Origin of the sequence: Variovorax sp. 770b2 (genome assembly GCF_900115685.1) — a bacterium.
Lineage (GTDB): Bacteria > Pseudomonadota > Gammaproteobacteria > Burkholderiales > Burkholderiaceae_C > Variovorax.
Window position 1 is genome coordinate 332,266 of sequence record NZ_FOXJ01000007.1, and the last position, 22,572, is coordinate 354,837.

Here is a 22,572-nt window from a genome sequence, read left to right on the forward strand (position 1 = left end):
TTCACCCTCACTCGACGAAAGATCACCATGTCTTCTGTGTCTGCAGCGCCCACGCGGCGCCACTTCTTCGCCACCACCGCCGTCGCGGGTGCCGCCGGTTTCGGGTTGCTTTCCACTCCGGCTTTCGCGCAAGGCTCCGGCGCCGCGGCGGCCGACGCTCCCGCCACGACGAAGCCCCGCGCGCCGACCGGCGACACGTCGATCCGCCCCTTCCGCGTCCATGTGCCCGAGGCCGTTCTCGTCGACCTGCGCCGCCGCATCCAGGCCACGCGCTGGCCCGACCGCGAGACGGTCAATGACCAGACGCAGGGCGTGCGCCTGGAGAAGCTGCAGCCGCTCGTGCGCTACTGGGGTACGGGCTACGACTGGCGCAAGGTGGAGAAGCGCCTCAATGCCCTGCCGCAATTCATCACCGAGATCGATGGGCTGGACATCCAGTTCGTGCACGTGCGCTCGCGCCATGCGAATGCGCTGCCGCTGGTCATCACGCACGGCTGGCCGGGCTCGGTGATGGAGCTCCTGAAGGTCATCGGCCCGCTCACCGACCCGACGGCCCACGGCGGCCGCGCGGAAGACGCCTTTCACCTCGTGCTGCCCTCGATGCCTGGCTACGGCTTCTCGGGCAAGCCGCAAAGCACGGGCTGGGGCGCCGACCGCATCGCGACCGCCTGGGACGTGCTGATGAAGCGCCTGGGCTACACGCGCTACGTCTCGCAAGGCGGCGACTGGGGTTCGGTGGTCGCCGACAAGATGGCGCGCCAGGCGCCGCAGGGACTGCTGGGCATCCACGTGAACATGCCCGCGACCGTGCCGCCGGATGTGGCCAAGGCGCTCAACAACGGCGACCCCGCGCCGGCCGGCCTCTCTGAGAAGGAGAAGGCCGCGTTCGAATCGCTCAAGTACCTCTACACCAAGGGCGGCGGCTACGCGGCCATGATGGTGACGCGCCCGCAGACCCTGGGCTATGCGCTGGAGGATTCGCCCACGGGCCTGGCCGCCTTCTTCTACGACAAGTTCAACGAGTGGACCTACAGCGGCGGCGACGCCGACAAGGCCTTCACCCGCGACGAGATGCTGGACGACATCACGCTCTACTGGGTGACGAAGACCGCGACCTCGGGCGCGCAGCTCTACTGGGAGAACAACGCCAACAACTTCAACGCGGTCGATATCTCGATTCCCGCCGCAGTGACGGTGTTCCCCGGCGAGATCTACCGCGCGCCCAAGAGCTGGACCGAACGGGCGTACCGCAACCTGGTCTATTTCAACGAGGTGGACAAGGGCGGCCACTTCGCGGCGTGGGAGCAGCCCGAACTGTTCGCGGTCGAGATCCGGGCCGCGTTCAGGTCGCTGCGCTGACGGCGCTGCCCGGCGGCGGGGGGGGCGCGAAACATAGTGTCGCGCCCCTGGCTGCCAGATACTTGCGAATACAAACCCCCTGCCCGTTCGCGGCAGGCGGGATACATTGCGGCTGCGGCGCACTTCACACCTCACCACTGCCATGACCCCAAAGACCTCCGACCACATCCTCATCGTCGACGACGACCGGGAAATCCGCGAACTGCTCACGACCTACCTGGTCAAGAACGGCCTGCGCGTGGTGGCGGTGCCCACCGGCCGGCACATGCGCGCGGCGCTGGAGGAGTCGGGGCCCTTCGACCTCATCATCCTGGACCTGATGCTGCCGGGCGAAGACGGGCTCACGCTGTGCCGCGACCTGCGCACCGGCAAGTACAAGGCCACGCCGATCCTGATGCTCACCGCGCGCAGCGAGGAAGCCGACCGCATCCTGGGCCTGGAGATGGGCGCCGACGACTACCTGGCCAAGCCTTTTTCGGCGCGCGAACTGCTCGCGCGCATCCGCTCGGTGATGCGGCGCACGCGCATGCTGCCGCCGAACATGGGCGCGATCGAGCCTTCGCAGAAGCTGGCCTTCGGCGACTGGCACGTGGACACGGTGGCGCGCCACCTGCTGGACGACAGCGGCACGATGGTGGCGCTGAGCGGCGCCGAGTACCGCCTGCTGCGCGTGTTCCTCGACCATCCGCAGAAGGTGCTGAGCCGCGACCAGTTGCTGAGCCTCACGCAGGGCCGCGAGGCGGAGCTCTTCGAACGCTCGATCGATTTGCTGGTGAGCCGCCTGCGCCAGCGCCTGCGCGACGATGCGCGGGAGCCGCGCTACATCAAGACGGTGCGCAGCGAAGGCTATGTCTTCGCTTCGGCCGTCGAAGCGCGGGGCGACTGAACGCCTCCCCGCGCGCTTGCTTCATCCGGCGCGGCGCGCCGAGAGCAGTTCCCACGTCGCTTCGGCGAATTCCTTCGGTGCCTCTTCGGGCAGGTTGTGCCCGGCGCCTTCGACCACGCGGTGCGAGCGCGGTCCGGTGAACTTCGCCGCGGTCGCCTTGCCATCGGTGGCCGGCACCACGCCATCGGCCTTGCCGTCCAGCGTGATGGTCGGCACGGCGATGGTGGGCAGCGCCGCGAGCCGGCGCTCGACCTCCGCATACGCCGCATAGCCGTCCGCTGCGCCCAGGCGGTGGCGGTACGAATGGATCACCACGTCGACGTAGTCCGGGTTGTCGAACGCGGCGACGTGCCGCGCCAGCGTGGCCTCGTCGAAGCGCCAGTTCGGCGAGTTGCGCAGCCAGATGGTCCGCGCGATCTCGCGGCGGTTGGCGACGAGCCCGGCGCGTCCGCGCTCGCTCAGGAAGTAGTGCTGGTACCAGATGCCCGATTCGACCGACGGCGCCACTGGCAGACTTGCCTTGGCGATGTCCTGGACGAGGTAGCTGTTGACGGACACGAGGCCTGAAACGCGCTCGGGCCACAACGCTGCAGCGACGCAGGCCGCACGGCCGCCCCAGTCGTAGCCGGCGAGCACGGCGCGGTCGAGCTTCAGCGCATCCATCAGCGCGATGACATCGACGCCGATGGCGGCCTGCTGCCCCGAACGCGGCGTCGCGCTGTCGACGAAACGCGTCGTGCCGTGGCCGCGCAGATAAGGAACGATCACGCGCGCACCGCGTGCGGCGAGCATCGGCGCGACCTCGGCGAAGCTGTCGACCGAATAGGGAAAGCCGTGCAGCAGCAGCACGGGCGGCCCGTCGATGGGCCCCGCTTCGAAGTAGCCGACATCGAGCACGCCGGCCTTGATCTGCCGGACGGGCCCGAGCTGGAAGGCTGCGCCCGCATGGGCCGGACTCATCGCTGCGAACTGCGCAGCGACGACGCCTGCGGCGGCCGTGGCCAGGAAGCCGCGGCGGTTGTTGTGGATCTCTTTGAACATGGGGGTGCTTTCTTCCCGCTTCATGCGCGGGCGCGTTTTCGGGGACCCGCGAACTCGCGGGCCGTGATGCATTGGCAGTTCACCGGGTTGCGGACTTCGTGCGCGAAGCCACCGGCGAAGAAGAGAAGCGCGAACCAGAGCTTCTTCATGTCACTCTCCGGCAGCAGCAGCAGCAACCGGCGATGGCGACGGCTCGGCCAGCAGCGCCTGGATCTTTTTCTCGGTCGTGCCGTAGCTGCCTTCGCCGAAGTGCGAATAGACGATCTTTCCCTGCTTGTCGATCAGGTAGACCGCGGGCCAGTACTGGTTGTTGAAGGCCTTCCAGGTGCCATAGCTGTTGTCCTGCGCCACGGCGTGCTTGATCTCGAGGCGCTTGATCGCGTCCTGCACGTTCTTGGTCGACTTCTCGTAGGCGAACTCCGGCGTGTGCACGCCCACGACGACCAGGCCCTTGTCCTTGTACTTCGCGTCCCACTCCTTGACGTAGGGCAGGTGGTTGAGACAGTTGATGCAGGTGTAGGTCCAGAAGTCGACGAGCACGACCTTGCCGCGCAGTTCCTGCAGCTTGAGCGGCTCGGAGTTGAGCCACTTGTCGATGTTCTGGAATTCGGGCGCCTGCTGTGCGGTGCCCGCGGGAACTTCGCCACCGGGGGGCGGCGCGGCGAATGTGAGAACGGCCACGGAGGCCGCGATCGCCGCAACGGCGAGAACTGCATTGGATCGGATGCTCATGGCGATTTCCTTGAAGGAGAGAGAGGGGGGCCTGCGGAAAGAACGAGCGGATTGTTCGGCGCGCACGCCCCTTCGGGCCCGCATTGCGTATGCCTATGTGTATGCGGCGCCGACCGAACACACTACGTTTCACGGCGGGACGGTTCCCTGCCTCTTTCGGGCGGGACCGGAACTCTCGAACTTGGCCTACAGACACGCGGCAAGCGCGCGCGGATGGTGAAGTCATGACACATCCGATCGAACTCATCATCGATGAGCCGGTGCCCGGTTCGTTTGTCTGGCGGCTGTTTGAAACCGATGCGAACGGCACGAACCCCACCGTCCTTCGCAGCGCCTTCGACCCGGCCGACAGCTACGAGGCCGCACTGGCTTCGGGGCAACGCGCCCTGCGCAGCGAAATACGCAACATCGCCGCCGGCGCGCACTGAAGCGCGGCGGCATCGCTATCTCCCCTGTCCTCTTCTGCCGGGGAGGCGCACGTACGCGCATCCGCTCGGGAGGAGCGCGTCAGCTTGTGCTTACGGCTGGTTCACGAGGCGTCCTACCACCCGCGCGCCGTCGCTTCCTAGGATGTTTTCAGGCGCCGGACCCGATGCCACAACCAACACCGGCGTCAAGGAGATGACCATGCAAAAGTTCCTATGGATTTGCGCGACCGCCTCGTGTCTCATGGCGCTTCCGGCGCATGCGCAAACGACCCCGCCACCCGCGGCGACGATGGACCCCGCCATGGCGGAACTCAAGGCCGGCCGCGACAAGATCGCCGCCGACTACAAGGCCGACAAGGCCGCCTGCGATGCCATGAAGGACAACGCGAAGGACGTCTGCAACGAGGAAGCCAAGGGCAAGGAAAAGATCGCCAAGGCCGAGCTCGACCAGAAGGTGCGTCCCAGCGACAGCAATGCGCGCAAGGTGGCCGAGGCCAAGGTCGAAGCGGCCTACGACATCGCCAAGGAAAAGTGCGACGACCAGAAGGGCGATGCCAAGTCCGCTTGCGTGAAGCAGGCCAAGGCCGAAGAGAGCAAGGGCAAGGCCGACATCAAGGTGATGAAGAAGTAGCCTTCGCGCCCGCACCCTCGCGGAACTGTCTGGGGGTGACGCCGATCAGCTGCCTGAAGCGGCGGCTGAAGTAGTCCGCATCGCTGAAGCCACACTGCAGCGCGATATCGCCGATGCGGATGCTGGAGGTCAGCAGCAGTTCTTTCGCGCGCTCCAGCCGCCTCTCGGTGACGAGGTCGGTGAAGGTGCGGTCGGTCTGCTTCTTGAGCAGGTGCGCGAGATAGTTGGGCGACAGCATCGCCGCAGCGGCCGCGTCGTTGAGCGAGATCTCTTCGCCCAGGTGCTCGCGCACGTAGCGCATCACACGCTGCAGTGCATCGCGCCGCGAACTGCGTCCGCTGTGGCGCGCGGCCTGCTCGAGCAACGGCGCCTCGTGGCGCTGGCAGGCCAGCGAGATGAGTTGCAGCAAGACGCCGCGGATCGCGCCTGCCGCGCCGAAGCCGCGCTCGCGATTGAGCGCGGAGAGTTCATCGAGCCAGCGCAGGATGCGCGTGAAGTCCGCCTCGTCGAAAGAGAAGTCGACGTACTCCTGGAACAGGAACGGCGCGAGTTCGGGATGCCGTGCCACGGACACCTCCTCCAGGTCGAGCGGCTCGACGGCCAGTTCGGGCCAGAGAAAGCCCTGGTCGAAATTCACGATGGCGTAGCGCGCACCCACGGGATGCGGCACCACGTGCACGCGGTACGGCAGCACGAAGCTCAGGTGCCCCGCGCGGAACGGCCGCACCGCACCGCCGATGAGCTGCTGCCCGCCACCCTCGATGCTCACCTGGATCTGGAAGTACTCGTGGCGGTGCGGGCGCGCGAGCACGTCGCGCGCGCCTTCGAAGCGGATGTCGAAGTCGAGATGGTTCGCACGCTCCTGCATGCCGTAGAGGCGGGAGCTGGACGGGGGAGCCGGCATGGCGCGATGGTAACGAGGGCCAGGGGGTGGCTTCGAAGATGTCGCTTGCGTCCTGTTTTTGCGTAGATGCGTGCGGCGCGGCGGCAGTGCGTCATCCCAGAATCGATGGCTCGCTTTCAGACACACCCAGAAGGAGACACAAAGCCATGCCCAACGCATCATCACGTCGCGGCCTCCTGGCCGGCTCGGCCGCCATGGCCACGGGCGCCATCGCCGGCTGCGCGCTGCCCGCGGGCGCCGCGCGCTCGGCGCCCACGCCTTTCGACGTCGCCGCATCGACCGTGCCGATCGTCGGCAGCGAGCAGGTGTACCCCGTGCGCCGCATCTACTGCATCGGCCGCAACTACGCCGCCCATGCGCGCGAGATGGGCTCGGACCCCACGCGCGAACCGCCCTTCTTCTTCCAGAAGCCGGCCGACGCGATCCAGGTCGTGACGCCCGGCAAGGTGGCCGACCACCCCTACCCCACGCTGACCAAGAACTACCACTACGAGGTGGAACTGGTCGTCGCGCTGGCCAAGGGCGGCAAGAACATCCCACAGGCCAGCGCGCTCGACCACGTGTACGGCTATTCGCTCGGCCTGGACATGACGCGCCGCGACCTGCAGCGCGAGATGGGCGACCAGAAGAAGCCCTGGGAAATCGGCAAGAGCTTCGACCATTCGGCGCCCATCGGGCCGATCCATCCGGTCGCGAAGGTCGGCCATTTCGCCGATGGCGCGATCTGGCTCAAGGTGAATGGCGAGACCAAGCAGAACGCCACGCTCAAGTACATGATCTGGTCGGTCGCCGAGCAGATCAGCCGCCTGTCGCAGGCCTTCGAGCTGATGCCCGGCGACATCATCTATTCGGGCACGCCCGAGAACGTGGGACCGGTGGTGCGCGGCGACCTGATCGAAATCCACATCGACGGGTTGCCGAACCTGTCGGTGCGGATCGTCTGATGGATCACTTGCGCATGGGCGCATCCACCGCGAGGTGGCGGCCGAAGGCCTGCGTGTCCGCGTAGTCGCGCAGCGCCTGCTCCATCGCTGCGGCGAGGGCGGGGTGCGTGGGGTCGTGCCCCGCGTCCTGCGCCCATTGCAGAGTGGCCCGGCCGTGCAGGATGTTCGCGAGTGCCTGCGCGCCTTGCGGTGGGCAGGTGACATCGCGCGTTCCCTGCACGATGAGCGTGGGGACCGCGGGTAGCGCCGCGCATCGCTCGAGCAGCGTGGGCGCGCCGAGCCAGCATCCGTGGCTCAGGTAGTGGCTCTGCACGCGGTAGCGCGACACGAGCCGCTGCAGTGCGGCGCTGTCGATCGGCGGTGCGGCGCTCCCGCCAGACATGTGCTGTTCCCAATCGGACCAGCAGCGCGCAACATCCCGCTGCCGCTCCCACGTTCCGTGCGCGAAGATGTCCGCGAGCACCGTCGTGATCGGGCATTGCCGGCGCCCTGCTTCGTTCCACAGCACGCGCCATTCGGGGCCACCGTGCCGCTCGGCTTCGGCGAAGAAATCGTGGACGTCCGAAGCGCGTGCCAGGAACACGTTGCGCAGCAGGAGCCCTGACACGGCGCAAGGCTGGTCCAGCGCATGCAGCAGCGCCAGCGTCGCGCCCCAGGAACCACCGACCACCAGCCACCGATCGACCTGCAGATGATCGCGAAGGCACCGCAGGTCATCGAGCAGGTCGGCGAGCGTGTTGTGCGCGATCGACCCTGCGGGCGTGCTCCGGCCCGCGCCGCGCTGATCGGGGCAGATGATGCGGTAGCGCGTGGGATCGAAATGGCTGCGCAGCAGCGGCGAGCTCCCTGAACCGGGCCCGCCGTGGAGCACCAGCGCAGGCAGTCCCTCCGGATTGCCATGCTCCTCGACATGCAGGACATGGCCGCCGCTCGACGGCAGGCGATGGACGATCGTCATGTGCGAGCCGGTTCAGCCGCGCGCATTGGCGTCCGTGCGAAAGACGAGTTCGCCTGCACGCCGCGCACCCGGCACGAAGCGGATCGGTGTGCCGGCATCGCGCGGGTCCACCGCTGCAGCGACCATCGCCTCGACTTCTGCATGCTGCGGACTCTTCGGGCAGACCGGGTCCGTCGCAGCCGCATCGCCGGTGAGAAGAAACGCCTGGCACCTGCAGCCGCCGTGGTCCTTCTCCTTGTCTTCGCAGCTTTGGCAGGTGCTGCTCATCCAGCCGGTGCCGCGATAGGCGCCGAACGCGGGGCTCTCCTGCCAGATCTCGCGGATGGAGTGATCGCGCACGCTCGGAAAGTCGAGCCCCGGCAGCATGCGCGCGCTGTGGCAGGGCAACGCCACGCCATCGGGCGCGACCACCAGGAACACGCTGGCCCAGCCGGCCATGCAGGGCTTGGGCTTGCCCTCGGCGTAGTCGGGCACGACCCAGAGGATCTTCATGCGGCCGTCCAGGCGCGGCCGCTGCTCGTCGACCACGGCTTCGGCGGTGGCCAGCGCCGCGCGCGTGGGCATCAGCATCTCGCGGTTGCGCCACGCCCAGCCGTAGTACTGCACGTTGGCCAGTTCGAGGAAGTCCGCCTCCATCGACTCGGCCATCTCGATGATGCGGCCCACGTGCGGCAGGTTGTAGCGGTGCATCACGCAGTTCAGCACCATCGGGTAGCCCAGGTCCTTGATCGTGCGGGCCACGCGCTGCTTGAGGTCGAAGGTTTTCGTCGAACTGAGGAAGTCGTTGAGTTCACGGCTCGAATCCTGGAACGACAGCTGGATGTGGTCGAGCCCGGCTTTCTTCAGCGCCAGGGCGCGCTGCGGCGTGAGGCCCACGCCCGAGGTGATGAGGTTGGTATAGAAGCCCAGGTCGTGCGCCGCCGCGACGAGTTCCGTGAGGTCGTCGCGCACCAGCGGCTCGCCGCCCGAGAAACCCAGTTGCACCGCGCCCATCGCGCGTGCTTCGCGGAACACGCGGATCCACTCGTCCGTACCGAGCTCGTCGCTGTATTGCGTGTAGTCGACAGGGTTCGAGCAGAAGGCGCAATGCAGCGGGCAGCGATAGGTCAGTTCCGCGAGCAGCCACAGCGGCGGCTTCGCAGCCACTGCGCGGTGTTGGGTGTCAACGGACCCAGTGGCGTCCATGGGCCTGCTCCAGGAACTCGATCACATCGGCGCGCAGGTCGGCTTCGCCGAAGGTCCTCTCCAGGTCGGCGACGAGCGCGGCCACGGAGGTCTTGCCGTCGCAGCGCTTCAAGATTTCCGCTGCCGGCCCGTTCAGCTTGATCATGCCCTCGGGGAACAGCAGCACGTGGCACTGCTGCGCGTCTTCCCACTGCAGCCGGTACATCGTGGCCAGCGACGGTTGCGCGCTGTCGGTCCATGGCGTGGTCATGGCTGCTGCGCTTTCGCAAGATCGTCGGGGTAGGCGCGCTCGATGGCATCGAGCATGGCCCAGAGGATGTCCAGCTTGAAGCCCAGGATCTGCAATGCGCGCTCCTGCCGCTCGCGCGTGGTGCACCACTGCATCGCGACCTCCAGGCCGTGTTCGACATCGCGGTCGGCCAGCGGGATGCGGCTGCGGAAGTAATCGAGGCCCGAGGTGTCGATCCACGGGTAGTGCGTGGGCCAGCCCGCGAGCCTGTCTTTATGGATGCGCGGCGCGAACATCTCGGTGAGCGAGGAGATCACCGCTTCCTGCCACGGCGCGGTGCGCGCGAAGTTGACGTACGCATCGACCGCGAAGCGCACGCCGGGCAGCACCAGCGCGTGCGATTCGAGCGTCTCGCGCTCCAGGCCGGTGGCGATGCCCAGGCGCGTCCAGATCTCGATGCCGCCGGCGTTGGCGCCTTCGTGGCCGTCGTGCCCGTCGTGCCCGTCGTGGTCGAGCATGCGCACCACCCAGCGCCGGCGCGTCGCGCGGTCGTCGCAGTTCGAGAGGATGGCCGCGTCCTTCACCGGGATGCGGCACTGGTAATAGAAGCGGTTCGCCACCCAGCCGCGCACCTGGAACGGTTGCAACTCGCCCGCGTTGAGCCGGCGGTTGAAGGGGTGGTGGCTGTGGTAGCGCGACTCCATGGCGCGCAGGTTCGATGCGAAGGCCTGCGGGGACCACGCGTCCTGCTGCTGTTGCTGCTGTTGCGTCACTTGTTCAGATCTCCAGTTCCATGCCGTCGAAGGCGACCTCGACGCCGCGGCGCGTGAGTTCCGCGCGTTCGGCGCCGTCTTCGTCCAGGATGGGATTGCTGTTGTTGATGTGGATGAGCACCTTGCGTTTGGCAGCGCAGGCATCGAGCGCTTTCAGCATGCCCGGGCCGTGCGGTCCGTCGCACTGCGGCAGGTGGCCCATGTCGGCCGCGCGCTTGGTGCCCAGGCCCGCTGCGACCATTTCGTCTTCGGTCCAGAAGGTGCCGTCGACCAGCACGCAGTCGCAGGCGTCCAGGCTCTTTCGCTCGGCATCGCCGACCTGCGCGAGGCCCGGTGCGTAGAGCACGCGCTTGCCGGTGGCGGGGTCTTCGATGAGCACGGCGGCGTTGTCGCTGCGCGCCTCGGTCTGGCGGCGTGGTGAATACGGCGGTGCCTTGCCCGGGACCGGCACGGCCTGCAGGCGCAGGCCGGCAATCTCGTGCCACGCACCGCCGCCGGGCTCGAGCGGCATCGGGTGCCAGGTCACGCCGCAGTATTTTTCGAGTGCGTTCAGCAGCGGCAGGCTGCCGGTGAGGTCTTCGTAGGATTCGGGCGTGCAGTAAAGCTGCAGCCGTGGCCCTTCGCGCAGGCTGAGAAGGCCCGCAACATGATCGATCTGCGAGTCCATCAGCACCACCGCCTGGATGGGCGAGTGGCGCAGTCCATGGCGCGGCTGCAGTGCTTTGGACGCGCGCAGTTGTGCGCCGATGTCGGGCGATGCATTGAGCAGGACCCAGTCCTCGCCATTGGCGGACACGGCGATGGAGCTTTGCGTGCGAGGGCTCGCCCGCACCTCTCCGCTTCGCTGGCCCGCGCACAGGCGGCAGTTGCAATTCCATTGCGGGAAGCCACCGCCCGCCCCCGAACCTAGAACCAATATCTTCATAGGCACAAGAAAAAACGGCACCGGTGGAAGCCGGTGCCGTTGTGGTCCGCTCTCAACGAGCGGAGATGTACATCGTGATCTCGAAGCCGAAACGCATTTCTTCGAACTCAGGCTTGCACCATTTCATCGCATTGCTCCTTCAGGTTGGGGTTGAGGGACGGTACCAATATACGACTGTCTGCCCCGTAGGACACGGGGCATGTTTCTTTTCCCGGCGATCAAGGGCGCTGCGCGAATTCTTTGGGCATCGGCCTACGGCACCCCTGCGCGCAGGCCGACCCACGATGCACCTGGAAGATTTTTTAACCTGTTGCGAAGCGAACCGATAGGAAGACAAGGAAGGAAATGGCCCATGGACACCCACGTGCGACACCGCCGCGTCCCGGTTGGCGATGTCGAAACCTTCTACCGCGAGGCGGGCCCGGCCGATGCACCCGTCGTGCTGCTGCCGCATGGCTATCCGTGCTCGTCGTACGAATTTCGCAATCTCATGCCGCGGCTGGCCGACCGCTGGCGGCTGGTCGCGCCGGACTGTCCCGGCGCCGGCTACAGCGCAACGCCGGATGGCTTCGACTACAGCTTCGACGGCTATGCGGAATTTCTCGACCGCTTCGTGAAGACGCTCGGCATCGAGCGCTTCGCCCTGTACCTGCACGACTTCGGATCGCCGATCGGCGCGCGCCTGGCCATCAAGGCACCCGGGCGCGTGGTGGCGCTCATCATCCAGAACGGCGACATCCCCTACGAAGATGCGCTGGGGCCGAAGTACGCCGAGATCGAGAACACCTGGACGCTGCCGGTGGCACAGATGCGTGCGAAGCTGGTCGAGACGATCACCGAAGAAATCTTCAAGGAAGAGTTCCTCAACGCAGTGAGGCCCGAGCTTGCCGAACGCATTCCTCCGGATCTGTGGAAGCTGCACTGGTCGCTGGTCACGCCGAAGCGCAAGGAGATCGCGATCAGCCTGATCGCAGGGCTGAAGGAAAACCGCGCCTGGTTCCCGCAGCACCGCAAGTACCTCGCCGAGCACCGCCCGCCGACGCTGATCGTGTGGGGGCCGCAGGATCACTACATGCCGGAGAAATCCGGGCGCGCCTATCTTCGGGACCTGCCGGACGCCGAGTTCCACCTGCTGGACGGTGGGCACTGGCTGCTGGAGACGCACCTGGATGAAGTGGCGGCGCTGATGCGCGATTTTCTGGGGCGGGTGCATGTGAGGCCGGTGTGAGGGAGACGCTTCCCCGCCAAGGCGTTCGGCCGGCCAGAAATGCAAAAGCCCCAAGCAGTTGATTTGCTTAGGGCTTTTTGGCTTCGCAGTGCTCCTTGGAAGAGCCTGCGCAGCGATGAGTGGTGGCCTGGGGCGGAATCGAACCACCGACACGCGGATTTTCAATCCGCTGCTCTACCAACTGAGCTACCGGGCCATTGTGTGCAGCCCTAGATTATACAGCGCTTCTGCGCCCTCTTGAAAGATCGACGCCAAGTTGTTTGAGCTTGCGATACAGATGCGTGCGCTCCAGGCCGGTCTTCTCGGCGACGCGGGTCATCGAGCCGTTCTCCATCGCAAGATGAAATTCGAAGTACGCCTTCTCGAAGCCGTCGCGCGCATCGCGCAGCGGCCGGTCCAGGTCGAAGCTCTGGGTCGACTGCGGACCGGCGTCCGGCACCGGCACCGAGGCCAGCGATGCCATCAGCAGGCTGTCACCCGTGGTCGTGATGGCCGCCGCCTGGTGGCCGCCGGCCGGCGCAGGCACCACACCCGCCGCGGCGCGGCGTGCGCTCTCGCGCGCGAGCCCCTGCTCCACGGCCTTGAGCAGCTTCTGCAGCGTGATGGGTTTTTCGAGGAAAGCGAAGGCGCCGATGCGCGTCGCGTCGACCGCGGTGTCGATGGTGGCGTGGCCGCTCATCATGATGACGGGCATGCTCAGAAGACCCGCGGTGGACCACTCCTTGAGCAGCGTGACGCCGTCGGTGTCGGGCATCCAGATGTCGAGCAATACGAGATCGGGCCGTGCGCGTTGCCGCGCGGCGCGAGCCTCGGCGGCGTTTTCCGCGAGCTCCACGTTGTGGCCTTCGTCATTGAGAATTTCGAAGAGCAGGTCCCGGATGCCCAGCTCGTCATCGACCACGAGAATGTTTGCCATGAGTGCTGCTTGTTGTATGCGCTGGTAGGTGTTGGTCCGCTGGCCCGTCCAGCGCCCTCGCGCTGGATTTCGTGGGCGCTCAGGCGGTGGAAGACTTCGAGTCTTCGGTGTGAGCGGCCGCTGCCCGCGGCTCGCCTGCCAGCGCGAATGATAGCGAGACTTGCGCCCCTGCCACAGTCCCGTCGACAACGCGGTTGGAAAGCTCGATGCGCGCGCCATGCTCATCGGCGATCTTCTTGACCACCGCGAGCCCCAAACCGGTACCTTTTGTTTTCGTCGTGACGTAGGGCTCGAAGGCGCGCTTCAGGATATTTTCTGCAAAGCCCGGGCCGCTGTCCTGCACCGTGAGGCGCACGCGCTGGCCCGAATCGCCCAGCCGGGTGCGAATGACGACCTCGCCCGCCCGCCCCGTGCTGCTGGCGGCGGCCTCGGCGGCGTCCTGCGCGTTCTGCAGCAGGTTGTGAATGACCTGGCGGATCTGCTGCTCGTCGCCGCGGATGGGCGGGCAGCGCACGTCGAGTTCCGAGCGCAGCACGATCGGCAGGTTCTCGGCGTGATAAAGCTGCAGCACGTCGGCCAGCAGCGCATTGAGATCGACCGGCTTCAGGTCGGCCGCGGGCAGCCGCGCGTAGTCGCGGAATTCGTTTACCAGCCGCTTCATCGCATCGACCTGGTCGACGATGGTTTTCACCGACTTCACCAGGATCGCCTGCTCGGGCGCCGCCACCTTGCCCGAGAGCTTCATCTCGAGCCGCTCGGCGGAAAGCTGGATCGGCGTGAGCGGGTTCTTGATCTCGTGCGCCAGGCGCCGCGCCACCTCGCCCCAGGCCTGCGCACGCTGGGCCGACACGATCTCGGAGATGTCGTCGAACACCAGGAGCCGCGCGGCACCGGGCAGCTCCGCGCCGCGCGCGACGATGTTGATCGCGCCGTCCTGCTGCGGCAGGTCCATGCCGGTGGCGTGCAGCTCGAAGGCGTGCTGCCAGTGGTCCAGGCCATGCTGCATGCGCTCGACCTGGAACTCGTCGAACTGCTGCTGCACCTTGGCGCCGAAGTCGGCCAGGCCCGGCACGTCGATGAGCGCCCGGCCTTCGTAGGCCGCCAGCGGTGCGCGCAGCACGCGGGTGGCGCCGGGATTGGTCGAGAGCACGGTGCCCTTGGCGTCGAGCACGATCACGCCCGAGGTCAGGTTGTCCAGGATGGTCTGCAGGTTGGCGCGGGCCGCGTCGAGCTGGCCCATGGTCTTCTCGACCGCGCCGCGGGCGTCGGCCAGCTGCTGCGTCATGACCGCGAACGAGCGCGTGAGGCCGCCCAGTTCGTCCTTGCCCTGCAGCACAGCGGTGGGCCGCAGGTCGCCGGCGGCCACCTGGCGCACGCCGTCGGCCAGCACGAGCAGCGGACGCGCGAGCTGGTTGCCGAACAGCACGGCCAGCAGCACCGCGCCGAACACGGCCAGGAACAGGCTCAGCGTGAGCGTGCCGATGTACATGCGGCGCAGCCCCCCGCGCGCGAGCGCCCGCTCCTGGTACTCGCGATTGGCTTCCTGCACATCGAGCGCGTTCTTGACCACGGCCGGCGGCAGCGGCCGCGTGACCTGCAGGTAGCGCGGCGCGGTGTCGAAGTCGAAACCGGGCCGCTGCACCATGGCGAGCGCGCGCACGCTCGCCACGGGCGGCGTCGCGCCGGGCGCGGCGGTTTCGTCCAGTCCCTCGACGTGCGCGAGCGGGCGGTCGGGGCGCACCTGGCGAAACTGCTGCGCGGTGGGTCGGTCGGGGTTGAGCTGGAAGCGCGAGGTGCCCGCGCCGGCGATGAGCTGGCCGGCGCCCGTCCACAGCACCACGTCGCTCGCCTCGAGCTGGTCGCGGATGCGCTCCAGCGCGAGACCGGCGCTCGCATCGGACACCGACGACAGCTGCGCGCTGGCGACGCGGGTCTTGGCCGCAAGGTCGTCGGACAGCGAATCGAGCGTGGCGCGCCCCAGGTTCAGGCCGGCGTCCAGCGCACCTTCGACCTTGACGTCGAACCAGCTCTCGATCGAGCGCTCGACGAACTGATAGGACACGACGTACACCAGCGCCCCCGGCACCACGCCCACCAGCGCAAAGATGGCGGCCAGCTTGATCAGCAGCCGGCTGCCGAACTTGCCCTGGCGCAATCGCCGCAGCAGCCTGAAGGCGACCCAGCCGATCACCAGCACCAGCAGCACCGCCACCACGACGTTGATGCCGAACAGGCGCACGTAGTAGCGCTCGTACAGCTCCCGGTTGTTGGTGGCCTGGGCCAGCAGGAACATCAGCACCAGGCCGATGGCCGTGACCATGGCCGCGCCGACGCCCACGGCCCAGCGCATCGCGCGCGAGCGGCGTGCGGCGGGTGTGGCCGCTGCGCCGCTGCGCGGTTTGCTGCTCACCGCTGCTTCTCCAGTGCGAGCTTGGCGGTGCGCTCGGCCGAGATGTTCCAGTCGGCCTGCCCGACCACGCCGATCTGGAACGGCCGCGGCAACTGCGAGGTGTCCAGGCGGAAGCGGAACGTCACCTGGTGCACGGGGTCGTCGCCGATCTCGGCGGCATCGCCCATGCGCAGCCGGCCGATGCGCTTGATGGCTTCGAGCGCGTCGCCCAGGCTGTCGAAATTCTGGTTCAGGGAAATGCCGAAGCCGGCGGCGCCGGTGATCGGCACCGGCGAGACGTTCAGCCGCCAGCGACGGGTGAGCGGCTGGTAGGCCAGCCGCATGTGGCGCGTGACCTGGGCCACCTTGCGGTCGGTCCAGTACCAGCGCTCCTGGTACATCTCCGCCTCGGCCACGAAGTAGATGGCGATGCCCTTGTCGAGCACCTCCTCGACCAGCGAGGGCAGCTCGAACTGCACGCCGGCGCTGAGGTAGACGCCGTCGTCGGCCTGCTCCAGGCGCATCTGGGTGATCGCCGCGCCCGGGCGGTTCTGGGCGGCGGCCGGGGCCGGGAGCCACGCCAGCATCAGCGCCCAGACCAGCAGGAACACGGCCACGAGGACCGCTCGGCGCGGCCGAGCGGACTCAGCGTTTTTCAAGCAGGGCGTAGAAGAAGCCGTCGTGGTCACCTGAGGGATTGTCCGGGACGCCACGGACATTCCCCCCGCTTTGAGGCAGCAAATGGCCCGGGGACGGCTGCAAACGTGCGTCAGTGTTGTGTGCAAGGAACGCATCAATTTGTTGCGAGCCCTCTTCCCGGAAGACGGAACAGGTGCAGTAAAGGAGCCGGCCGCCGGGCCGCACGAGCGGCCAGAGCGCGGCCAGGAGCGCGGCCTGCTGGGCAGAAAGCTGGGCGGTGTCGCTCTCCCGGCGCAGCCAGCGAACGTCGGGGTGGCGGCGCACGATCCCCGAAGCGGTGCACGGCGCATCGAGCAGGATGGCGTCGAAAGGCGTGCCGTCCCACCAGTCGGCGGGGCGCGCGGCATCGGCCACCACCACCTTGGCCTGCAGGCCGAGGCGGCTCAGGGTTTCGTCGATCCGGCGGCTGCGGAGGGCGTCGACCTCCAGTGCGATCACCTCGGCGGCCCCCGGGCCGGCCAGTTCGAGCAGGTGCGCGGTCTTGCCGCCGGGAGCGGCGCAGGCGTCGAGCACGCGCAGCGGCGCGGCACCGGGCTTCACCGGCAGCAGGCCTTCCAGCAGCAGGGGCGCCGCCATCTGCGCGGCTGCGTCCTGCACCGAGCAGGCGCCGTCGGCGAAACCGGGCAGCTGCTGCACCGGCCGCGCGCGTCCCAGCTGGAGACCGCTGGCACCGATGCGCGTGGCCGGGAGACCTGCGGCTTCAAGCGCTGACAGATAAGCAGCGGCCGTCGATTTCTGGGTGTTGACGCGCAGGGTCATCGGCGCCTGTGTGTTGTCCGCATTCAGGATCCGCTGCCAGTCGCGGGGATGGTCGCGCTTGAGCTTCTCGATCCACCAGCGCGGATGGTTCCATTGCGCGACGGGTTCCTGGTCGGTGATGGCGACGAGTTCGTCGCGCTCGCGCAGGAACCGGCGCAGGCACGCGTTGATGAAGCTGGCCTGCGCCCGCGTGGCCGGGTTGCGCTTGGCCGCCTCGACGGCCTGGTCGACCAGCGTGAAGGGTTCGTAGGGTGCGCGCTCGGCATCCCAGGCGAGGCCCAGCGCGGTGCAGAGCAAGGCGTCGGGCAACGGCGGCGGCGTGCGCTTGGCCAGGTGGCGGCGCAGCGCCTCGGCGCGGCCGAGCCAGCGCAGCACCTGGAAGCCGAGCGCCTGCACGCCGGGCCGCAGCGCGGGCTCGACGGCCTCGAATGCAACGGAACCCGAGGTGCCGGCGCGGATCGACGCGAGCGCCCCCGCCGTCAGTTGCAGTTGGCGCCAGAGCGGTGGCTGCAGCGAGGGGGCGGCGTTGCCGGGGGAATCGGAAGGTAGTTCTGACAAGTTGGGGCGGATGGTAACGGGCGGGCCAAAGGCACTACGCCGTGCAATGTAAAGAAGGAAAAAGGCGCCCGTCAGCGCAGGGGCGCGGCCGGGCGCAGACGCACGGCCCATGCCACCAGCAGCGCGGGGAACTGGACGATCGCGTCGTTGTAGTGCCCCACCGCCAGGTTGAACTGGCTGCGTGCGATTTCCGCGGCGGCCGAAGGCTCGGGCCAGGCGATCGGCTCGGCCCCGGTCGATGGCGCCACGACGGCACTGGCGCCCGGCTGCGCCGGCACCGGCCGCGACAGCGTTCCGTCCGCCTCGAAGACCGTCACCGCATCCGGGTGCTGGCGCTGCCAGGCGGAAACCAGCACCTGCAGCGCGGTGCCCAGTGCAGCCATGCCGCCGGGATCGAGCGGATGCAGCCGCGTTGCGCCCAGCAAGGTGGCCAGCTGGGTGGTGGCCGCCTGCAGCGGCGCGATCGACGACAGCAGTTCCTGCGACGGCGGATTCGCCTGCGGCGCGGCGGTGATGCTGGCCTGGACGAAATCGAGCTGCTTGCCCAGCGCGGCGTCGAGCGTCGCGTAGGCCTGCAGAACGGCCGCGCGCAATCGCACCAGCCGGTTGTAGGCGCCGACGAACCAGAACAACAGCACCGCAATGACGATCCAGCTGGCCAGCGACTCGGGCAACACGCTCATCGGAAACGACACCTCATGGAAAGCACAAAGAAAAACGCCCCCCAACCGGGGGCGGTCGGGGGGCGTGGGGTACCGGTCATGGCCGGTGATGCTAGCCGGTTATTCGGTCGCGGCGCCTTCGCTGGCGTCGGCCGTGCTCGTCGCATCGCTCGAGGAACCTGCCAGTTCGGCGGCTTCGGATTCGGCGATGGCGCGGCGCTCGGCGTCGTCCATCGCGTCCTTGGCCCTGCGTGCCTGGTGGTACGCCATGCCGGTGCCTGCGGGAATCAGGCGGCCGACGATGACGTTTTCCTTCAGGCCGCGCAGCTCGTCGCGCTTGCCCATGATCGCGGCTTCGGTCAGCACGCGCGTCGTTTCCTGGAAGGAAGCGGCCGAGATGAACGAGTCGGTCGAGAGCGATGCCTTCGTGATACCCAGCAGCAGGTTCGTGAACGTCGCGGGGATCTTGCCTTCGGCGCGCAGGGCGTCGTTGGTGTTGAGCATTTCGCTGCGTTCGACCTGTTCGCCGGAGATGTAGTTCGTCTCGCCGATGTTGTCGACCACCACGCGGCGCAGCATCTGGCGAACGATCACCTCGATGTGCTTGTCGTTGATCTTCACACCCTGCAAGCGGTACACGTCCTGCACTTCGTCCACGATGTAGCGCGCGAGCTCTTCCGAACCCAGCAGGCGCAGGATGTCCTGCGGGTCCGCCGGACCGTCGACCACCGACTCGCCCTTGTTCACCACCTGGCCTTCGTGCACCAGGATGTTCTTTTCCTTGGGCACGAGGTCTTCGTAGACGCCGCCTTCGGGATCGGTGATCTGCAGGCGAATCTTGCCCTTGGTCTCTTTACCGAACGACACGGTACCGGTCATTTCGGCCAGCATGCCCTTGTCCTTGGGCGAACGGGCTTCGAAGAGCTCGGCCACACGCGGCAGACCGCCGGTGATGTCTCGCGTCTTCTGGCCTTCGACCGGGATACGGGCCAGCACTTCGCCGGGGCCCACGTCCTGGCCGTCGCGGATCTGAACCAGCGAGCCGATCGGGAAGCCGATCGTCACCGAGTGGTCGGTGCCCGGGATCTTCACTTCGGCGCCGGAGGCGTCGATGAGCTTCACCTGCGGGCGCACGACCTTGGCAGCGCCGCGGCGCTTCGGGTCGATCACGACCAGGGTCGACAGGCCGGTCACTTCGTCCACCTGCTTGGCAACCGTGAGGCCTTCCTCGACGTTCTCGAACTGCGTCTTGCCGGCGAACTCGGTGATGATCGGGCGCGTCAGCGGATCCCAGTTGGCAAGCACGTGGCCGGCCTTGATCTGCTGGTCGGCCTTGACGGCCAGGATCGCGCCGTACGGCACCTTGTGGCGTTCGCGCTCGCGGCCGTGTTCGTCATGAATGACGATCTCGCCCGAACGTGCAATCACCACCAGCTCGTTCTTGCTGTTGGTCACATAGCGCATCGTGGCGTTGAAGCCGATCACGCCGTTGGACTTGGCTTCGACGCTCGAGGCCACTGCCGCACGCGATGCCGCGCCACCGATGTGGAACGTACGCATCGTCAGCTGCGTGCCGGGTTCGCCGATCGACTGCGCCGCGATCACACCGACGGCTTCGCCGATGTTGATCAGGCCGCCGCGGCCCAGGTCGCGGCCGTAGCAGGTCGCGCAGATGCCGAAGCGGGTTTCGCAGGTCAGCGCGGTGCGAACCTTGACTTCGTCGACGCCCTGGGCTTCCAGGACTTCGATGTTGTCTTCGTCGAACATCTCGCCGGCCTTCAGCAGCACCGAACGGTTTTCCGGGTGCAGCACGTCGTCCGCAGCCGAGCGGCCCAGGATTCGGTCGCGCAGCGACTCGATCACTTCACCGCCTTCGACGATGGCGCGCATCAGGTAGCCGCCGTGCGTGCCGCAGTCCTGCTCGGTCACGACCAGGTCTTGCGTCACGTCGACCAGACGACGGGTGAGGTAACCCGAGTTGGCCGTCTTCAGCGCCGTGTCGGCCAGACCCTTTCGGGCACCGTGGGTGGAGATGAAGTACTCCAGCACGTTCAGGCCTTCGCGGAAGTTCGCGGTAATGGGCGTCTCGATGATCGAGCCGTCCGGCTTGGCCATCAGGCCCCGCATACCGGCCACCTGGCGAATCTGCGCTGCGGAACCGCGGGCGCCGGAGTCGGCCATCATGTAGATGGAGTTGAACGACTCCTGCTCCACGTCCTTGCCGTGGCGGTCGATGACGCGCTCCTTGGAGAGCTTGGACATCATGACCTTGGACACTTCGTCGCCGGCCTTGCCCCAGATGTCCACCACCTTGTTGTAGCGCTCGCCAGAGGTCACGAGACCGGAGACGTACTGCTGCTCGATCTCCTTCACTTCCTTGGCGGAACGCTCGATGATGCCGTGCTTCTCGGCGGGCACCAGCATGTCGTCGATCGCGATCGAGATACCGGCCTTGGTCGCCAGGCGGAAGCCGTTTTGCAGCAGCTTGTCGGCGAACACGACGGTCTCTTTCAGGCCGCACTTGCGGAACGAGACGTTGATGAGCTTGGAGATTTCCTTCTTCTTCAGCGCCTTGTTGATGTTCGAGAACGGCAGGCCCTTGGGCAGGATCTCGGACAGCAGTGCACGGCCCACGGTGGTGTCCACGAGCGAGGTCGACGGCGTGAACACGCCGGTTTCCTTGTCCTTGGTGTATTCCGTGATGCGGACAGCGATCTTGGCGGTGAGCACGACCACGTCGGCGTCCAGCGCGCGCTGGACTTCACCGATGTCGGAGAAGACCAGGCCCTCGCCCTTGGCGTTGATGCGGTCGCGGGTCGTGTAGTACAGACCCAGCACCACGTCCTGCGAAGGAACGATCGACGGTTCGCCCGAGGCCGGGAACAGCACGTTGTTGGAGGCCAGCATCAGCGTGCGGGCTTCCATCTGCGCTTCCACCGACAGCGGCACGTGAACGGCCATCTGGTCGCCGTCGAAGTCGGCGTTGAAGGCCGCGCAAACGAGCGGGTGCAGCTGGATCGCCTTGCCTTCGATCAGGATCGGCTCGAACGCCTGGATGCCCAAACGGTGCAGCGTAGGCGCACGGTTCAGCATGACCGGGTGTTCCTTGATCACTTCTTCCAGGATGTCCCAGACCACCGGCGTGCCCGATTCGACTTCCTTCTTGGCAGCCTTGATCGTGGTCGCGATGCCCATGGCTTCCAGGCGCGAGAAGATGAAGGGCTTGAAGAGTTCGAGCGCCATCAGCTTGGGCAGGCCGCACTGGTGCAGCTTGAGCGTCGGGCCCACCACGATGACCGAACGGCCCGAGTAGTCCACGCGCTTGCCCAGCAAGTTCTGGCGGAAACGACCGCTCTTGCCCTTGATCATGTCGGCCAGCGACTTGAGCGCGCGCTTGTTGGCGCCCGTCATGGCCTTGCCGCGGCGGCCGTTGTCCAGCAGCGAGTCGACAGCTTCCTGCAGCATCCGCTTTTCGTTGCGCGCGATGATTTCCGGAGCCTTCAGCTCCAGGAGGCGGCGCAGACGCGAATTGCGGTTGATGACGCGGCGGTACAGGTCGTTCAGGTCGGAGGTCGCGAAGCGGCCGCCGTCCAGCGGCACCAGCGGACGCAGGTCCGGCGGCAGCACGGGCAGCACGTCCAGCACCATCCACTGGGGCTTGATGCCCGACTTGCGGAAGGCTTCCAGCACCTTCAGGCGCTTGGAGTTCTTCTTGACCTTGACTTCGGAGCCGGTCAGGTCACCGCGCAGGCGCTCGATCTCGCTGTCCAGCTCGATGCCTTCCAGCAGGTCCTTGATGCCTTCGGCGCCCATCTTGGCGACGAATTCGTCGCCGTATTCCTTGCGCTTGGCGTCGTAGTCGTCCTCGGACATGATGCCGAACTTCTTCAGCGGGGTCATGCCGGGATCGGTGATCACGTAGGCTTCGAAGTACAGCACGCGTTCGATGTCGCGCAGCGTCATGTCCAGCACGAGGCCCAGGCGCGACGGCAGCGACTTCAGGAACCAGATGTGGGCGCAGGGCGCGGCCAGGTCGATGTGACCCATGCGCTCGCGACGCACCTTGGTCTGCGTGACTTCAACGCCGCACTTCTCGCAGATCACGCCGCGGTGCTTCAGGCGCTTGTACTTGCCGCACAGGCACTCGTAGTCCTTGATGGGGCCGAAGATCTTCGCGCAGAAGAGACCGTCGCGCTCGGGCTTGAACGTGCGGTAGTTGATCGTCTCGGGCTTCTTCACTTCACCGAAAGACCACGAGCGGATCTTCTCGGGCGAAGCCATGCCGATCTTGATGGCATCGAAATGCTCATCGGGCGTGAATTGCTTGAACAGGTCGAGTAGCGATTTCATAAGACTCTTTCCCTTT

General features: G+C 67.0%; 22 protein-coding genes and 1 tRNA gene. 6 read left to right on the forward strand and 17 right to left on the reverse strand.

Features of this window, described 5'->3' with window-relative positions; translation table 11 throughout:
• The first annotated feature begins 27 nt into the window (after positions 1-27).
• Complete coding sequence (locus tag BM133_RS29280; protein WP_093441942.1) at positions 28-1,359, forward strand: epoxide hydrolase family protein; 1,332 nt, start codon at positions 28-30, stop codon at positions 1,357-1,359.
• A 142-nt stretch (positions 1,360-1,501) separates the two neighbouring features.
• Positions 1,502-2,245, forward strand: a complete 744-nt coding sequence (locus BM133_RS29285) for a response regulator (RefSeq protein ID WP_093441945.1) — start codon at positions 1,502-1,504, stop codon at positions 2,243-2,245.
• A gap of 21 nt (positions 2,246-2,266) precedes the next feature.
• Here BM133_RS29285 and BM133_RS29290 read toward each other — a convergent pair whose 3' ends face one another.
• Genes BM133_RS29290 through BM133_RS29295 form a run of 3 tightly spaced genes read right to left on the reverse strand, consistent with a single transcriptional unit; the run spans position 2,267 to position 4,018 of the window.
• Entirely contained in the window at positions 2,267-3,286 is a 1,020-nt protein-coding gene (locus BM133_RS29290; RefSeq protein ID WP_093442071.1) for an alpha/beta fold hydrolase, read from the reverse strand.
• 20 nt (positions 3,287-3,306) lie between these two features.
• Positions 3,307-3,462, reverse strand: a complete 156-nt coding sequence (locus tag BM133_RS35375; RefSeq protein ID WP_218158406.1) for a hypothetical protein — start codon at positions 3,460-3,462, stop codon at positions 3,307-3,309.
• Entirely contained in the window at positions 3,437-4,018 is a 582-nt protein-coding gene (locus BM133_RS29295) for a thioredoxin family protein (protein WP_093441947.1), read from the reverse strand. The genes BM133_RS35375 and BM133_RS29295 overlap by 26 nt, the downstream gene beginning before the upstream one ends.
• 224 nt (positions 4,019-4,242) lie before the next feature.
• Between BM133_RS29295 and BM133_RS29300 the strand changes: the two genes are divergently transcribed.
• Both BM133_RS29300 and BM133_RS29305 read left to right on the forward strand, forming a co-directional pair.
• Positions 4,243-4,446 carry a hypothetical protein gene (locus BM133_RS29300; RefSeq protein WP_093441950.1) on the forward strand — a complete coding sequence of 68 codons (204 nt, stop codon included), beginning with the start codon at positions 4,243-4,245 and terminating at the stop codon, positions 4,444-4,446.
• Between the two features lie 199 nt (positions 4,447-4,645).
• Positions 4,646-5,077 (forward strand): hypothetical protein, encoded by a 432-nt coding sequence (locus BM133_RS29305; protein WP_093442073.1) that lies wholly within the window; start codon positions 4,646-4,648, stop codon positions 5,075-5,077.
• On the opposite strand, the gene BM133_RS29310 is transcribed toward BM133_RS29305, so the two are convergent.
• Positions 5,058-5,981 carry a helix-turn-helix transcriptional regulator gene (locus tag BM133_RS29310; protein WP_256219388.1) on the reverse strand — a complete coding sequence of 308 codons (924 nt, stop codon included), beginning with the start codon at positions 5,979-5,981 and terminating at the stop codon, positions 5,058-5,060. The genes BM133_RS29305 and BM133_RS29310 overlap by 20 nt on opposite strands.
• A 146-nt stretch (positions 5,982-6,127) precedes the next feature.
• Here BM133_RS29310 and BM133_RS29315 point away from each other — a divergent pair, with 146 nt between their 5' ends.
• Positions 6,128-6,925: a fumarylacetoacetate hydrolase family protein gene (locus BM133_RS29315; RefSeq protein WP_093441955.1), complete on the forward strand. Its 798-nt coding sequence runs from the start codon at positions 6,128-6,130 to the stop codon at positions 6,923-6,925.
• 4 nt (positions 6,926-6,929) lie between these two features.
• Here BM133_RS29315 and BM133_RS29320 read toward each other — a convergent pair whose 3' ends face one another.
• Genes BM133_RS29320 through pqqA form a run of 6 tightly spaced genes read right to left on the reverse strand, consistent with a single transcriptional unit; the run spans position 6,930 to position 11,122 of the window.
• Positions 6,930-7,883: an alpha/beta fold hydrolase gene (locus tag BM133_RS29320; RefSeq protein WP_093441958.1), complete on the reverse strand. Its 954-nt coding sequence runs from the start codon at positions 7,881-7,883 to the stop codon at positions 6,930-6,932.
• Between the two features lie 12 nt (positions 7,884-7,895).
• Positions 7,896-9,068 (reverse strand): pyrroloquinoline quinone biosynthesis protein PqqE, encoded by a 1,173-nt coding sequence (gene pqqE / locus BM133_RS29325; protein ID WP_093441960.1) that lies wholly within the window; start codon positions 9,066-9,068, stop codon positions 7,896-7,898.
• Positions 9,046-9,318 carry a pyrroloquinoline quinone biosynthesis peptide chaperone PqqD gene (gene pqqD / locus BM133_RS29330; RefSeq protein ID WP_093441963.1) on the reverse strand — a complete coding sequence of 91 codons (273 nt, stop codon included), beginning with the start codon at positions 9,316-9,318 and terminating at the stop codon, positions 9,046-9,048. Before pqqD ends, pqqE begins: the two co-directional genes overlap by 23 nt.
• Positions 9,315-10,070 (reverse strand): pyrroloquinoline-quinone synthase PqqC, encoded by a 756-nt coding sequence (gene pqqC, locus BM133_RS29335; protein ID WP_093441965.1) that lies wholly within the window; start codon positions 10,068-10,070, stop codon positions 9,315-9,317. Before pqqC ends, pqqD begins: the two co-directional genes overlap by 4 nt.
• Positions 10,071-10,074: 4 nt before the next feature.
• Entirely contained in the window at positions 10,075-10,995 is a 921-nt protein-coding gene (gene pqqB / locus BM133_RS29340; RefSeq protein WP_093441968.1) for a pyrroloquinoline quinone biosynthesis protein PqqB, read from the reverse strand.
• Between the two features lie 52 nt (positions 10,996-11,047).
• Positions 11,048-11,122 carry a pyrroloquinoline quinone precursor peptide PqqA gene (gene pqqA, locus BM133_RS35810; protein ID WP_013539171.1) on the reverse strand — a complete coding sequence of 25 codons (75 nt, stop codon included), beginning with the start codon at positions 11,120-11,122 and terminating at the stop codon, positions 11,048-11,050.
• A gap of 225 nt (positions 11,123-11,347) precedes the next feature.
• Between pqqA and BM133_RS29350 the strand changes: the two genes are divergently transcribed.
• Positions 11,348-12,223, forward strand: coding sequence for an alpha/beta fold hydrolase (locus BM133_RS29350; RefSeq protein WP_093441970.1), 876 nt, complete (start codon positions 11,348-11,350; stop codon positions 12,221-12,223).
• Positions 12,224-12,343: 120 nt separating this feature from the next.
• Here the strand turns inward: BM133_RS29350 and BM133_RS29355 are convergent.
• From BM133_RS29355 to rpoC, 7 genes are all read right to left on the reverse strand, one after another.
• Positions 12,344-12,419, reverse strand: a tRNA-Phe gene (locus tag BM133_RS29355).
• An 18-nt stretch (positions 12,420-12,437) separates the two neighbouring features.
• Positions 12,438-13,139 (reverse strand): response regulator, encoded by a 702-nt coding sequence (locus BM133_RS29360; protein ID WP_093441973.1) that lies wholly within the window; start codon positions 13,137-13,139, stop codon positions 12,438-12,440.
• 79 nt (positions 13,140-13,218) lie between these two features.
• Positions 13,219-15,549: a sensor histidine kinase gene (locus BM133_RS29365; protein WP_093441975.1), complete on the reverse strand. Its 2,331-nt coding sequence runs from the start codon at positions 15,547-15,549 to the stop codon at positions 13,219-13,221.
• The gene (locus tag BM133_RS29370; protein WP_256219393.1) at positions 15,546-16,115 is read right to left on the reverse strand and encodes a DUF4390 domain-containing protein; all 570 of its coding nucleotides are present in this window, start codon (positions 16,113-16,115) and stop codon (positions 15,546-15,548) included. Before BM133_RS29370 ends, BM133_RS29365 begins: the two co-directional genes overlap by 4 nt.
• A 58-nt stretch (positions 16,116-16,173) precedes the next feature.
• On the reverse strand, positions 16,174-17,499 hold the full coding sequence (gene rsmB / locus BM133_RS29375) for a 16S rRNA (cytosine(967)-C(5))-methyltransferase RsmB (protein WP_093442075.1): 1,326 nt from the start codon (positions 17,497-17,499) through the stop codon (positions 16,174-16,176).
• A 116-nt stretch (positions 17,500-17,615) separates the two neighbouring features.
• A complete protein-coding gene (locus BM133_RS29380) occupies positions 17,616-18,227 on the reverse strand; it encodes a lema family protein (protein WP_093441981.1) in 612 nt (203 codons plus the stop codon).
• Between the two features lie 99 nt (positions 18,228-18,326).
• Positions 18,327-22,556 carry a DNA-directed RNA polymerase subunit beta' gene (gene rpoC, locus BM133_RS29385; RefSeq protein WP_093441984.1) on the reverse strand — a complete coding sequence of 1,410 codons (4,230 nt, stop codon included), beginning with the start codon at positions 22,554-22,556 and terminating at the stop codon, positions 18,327-18,329.
• Positions 22,557-22,572 lie beyond the last annotated feature (16 nt).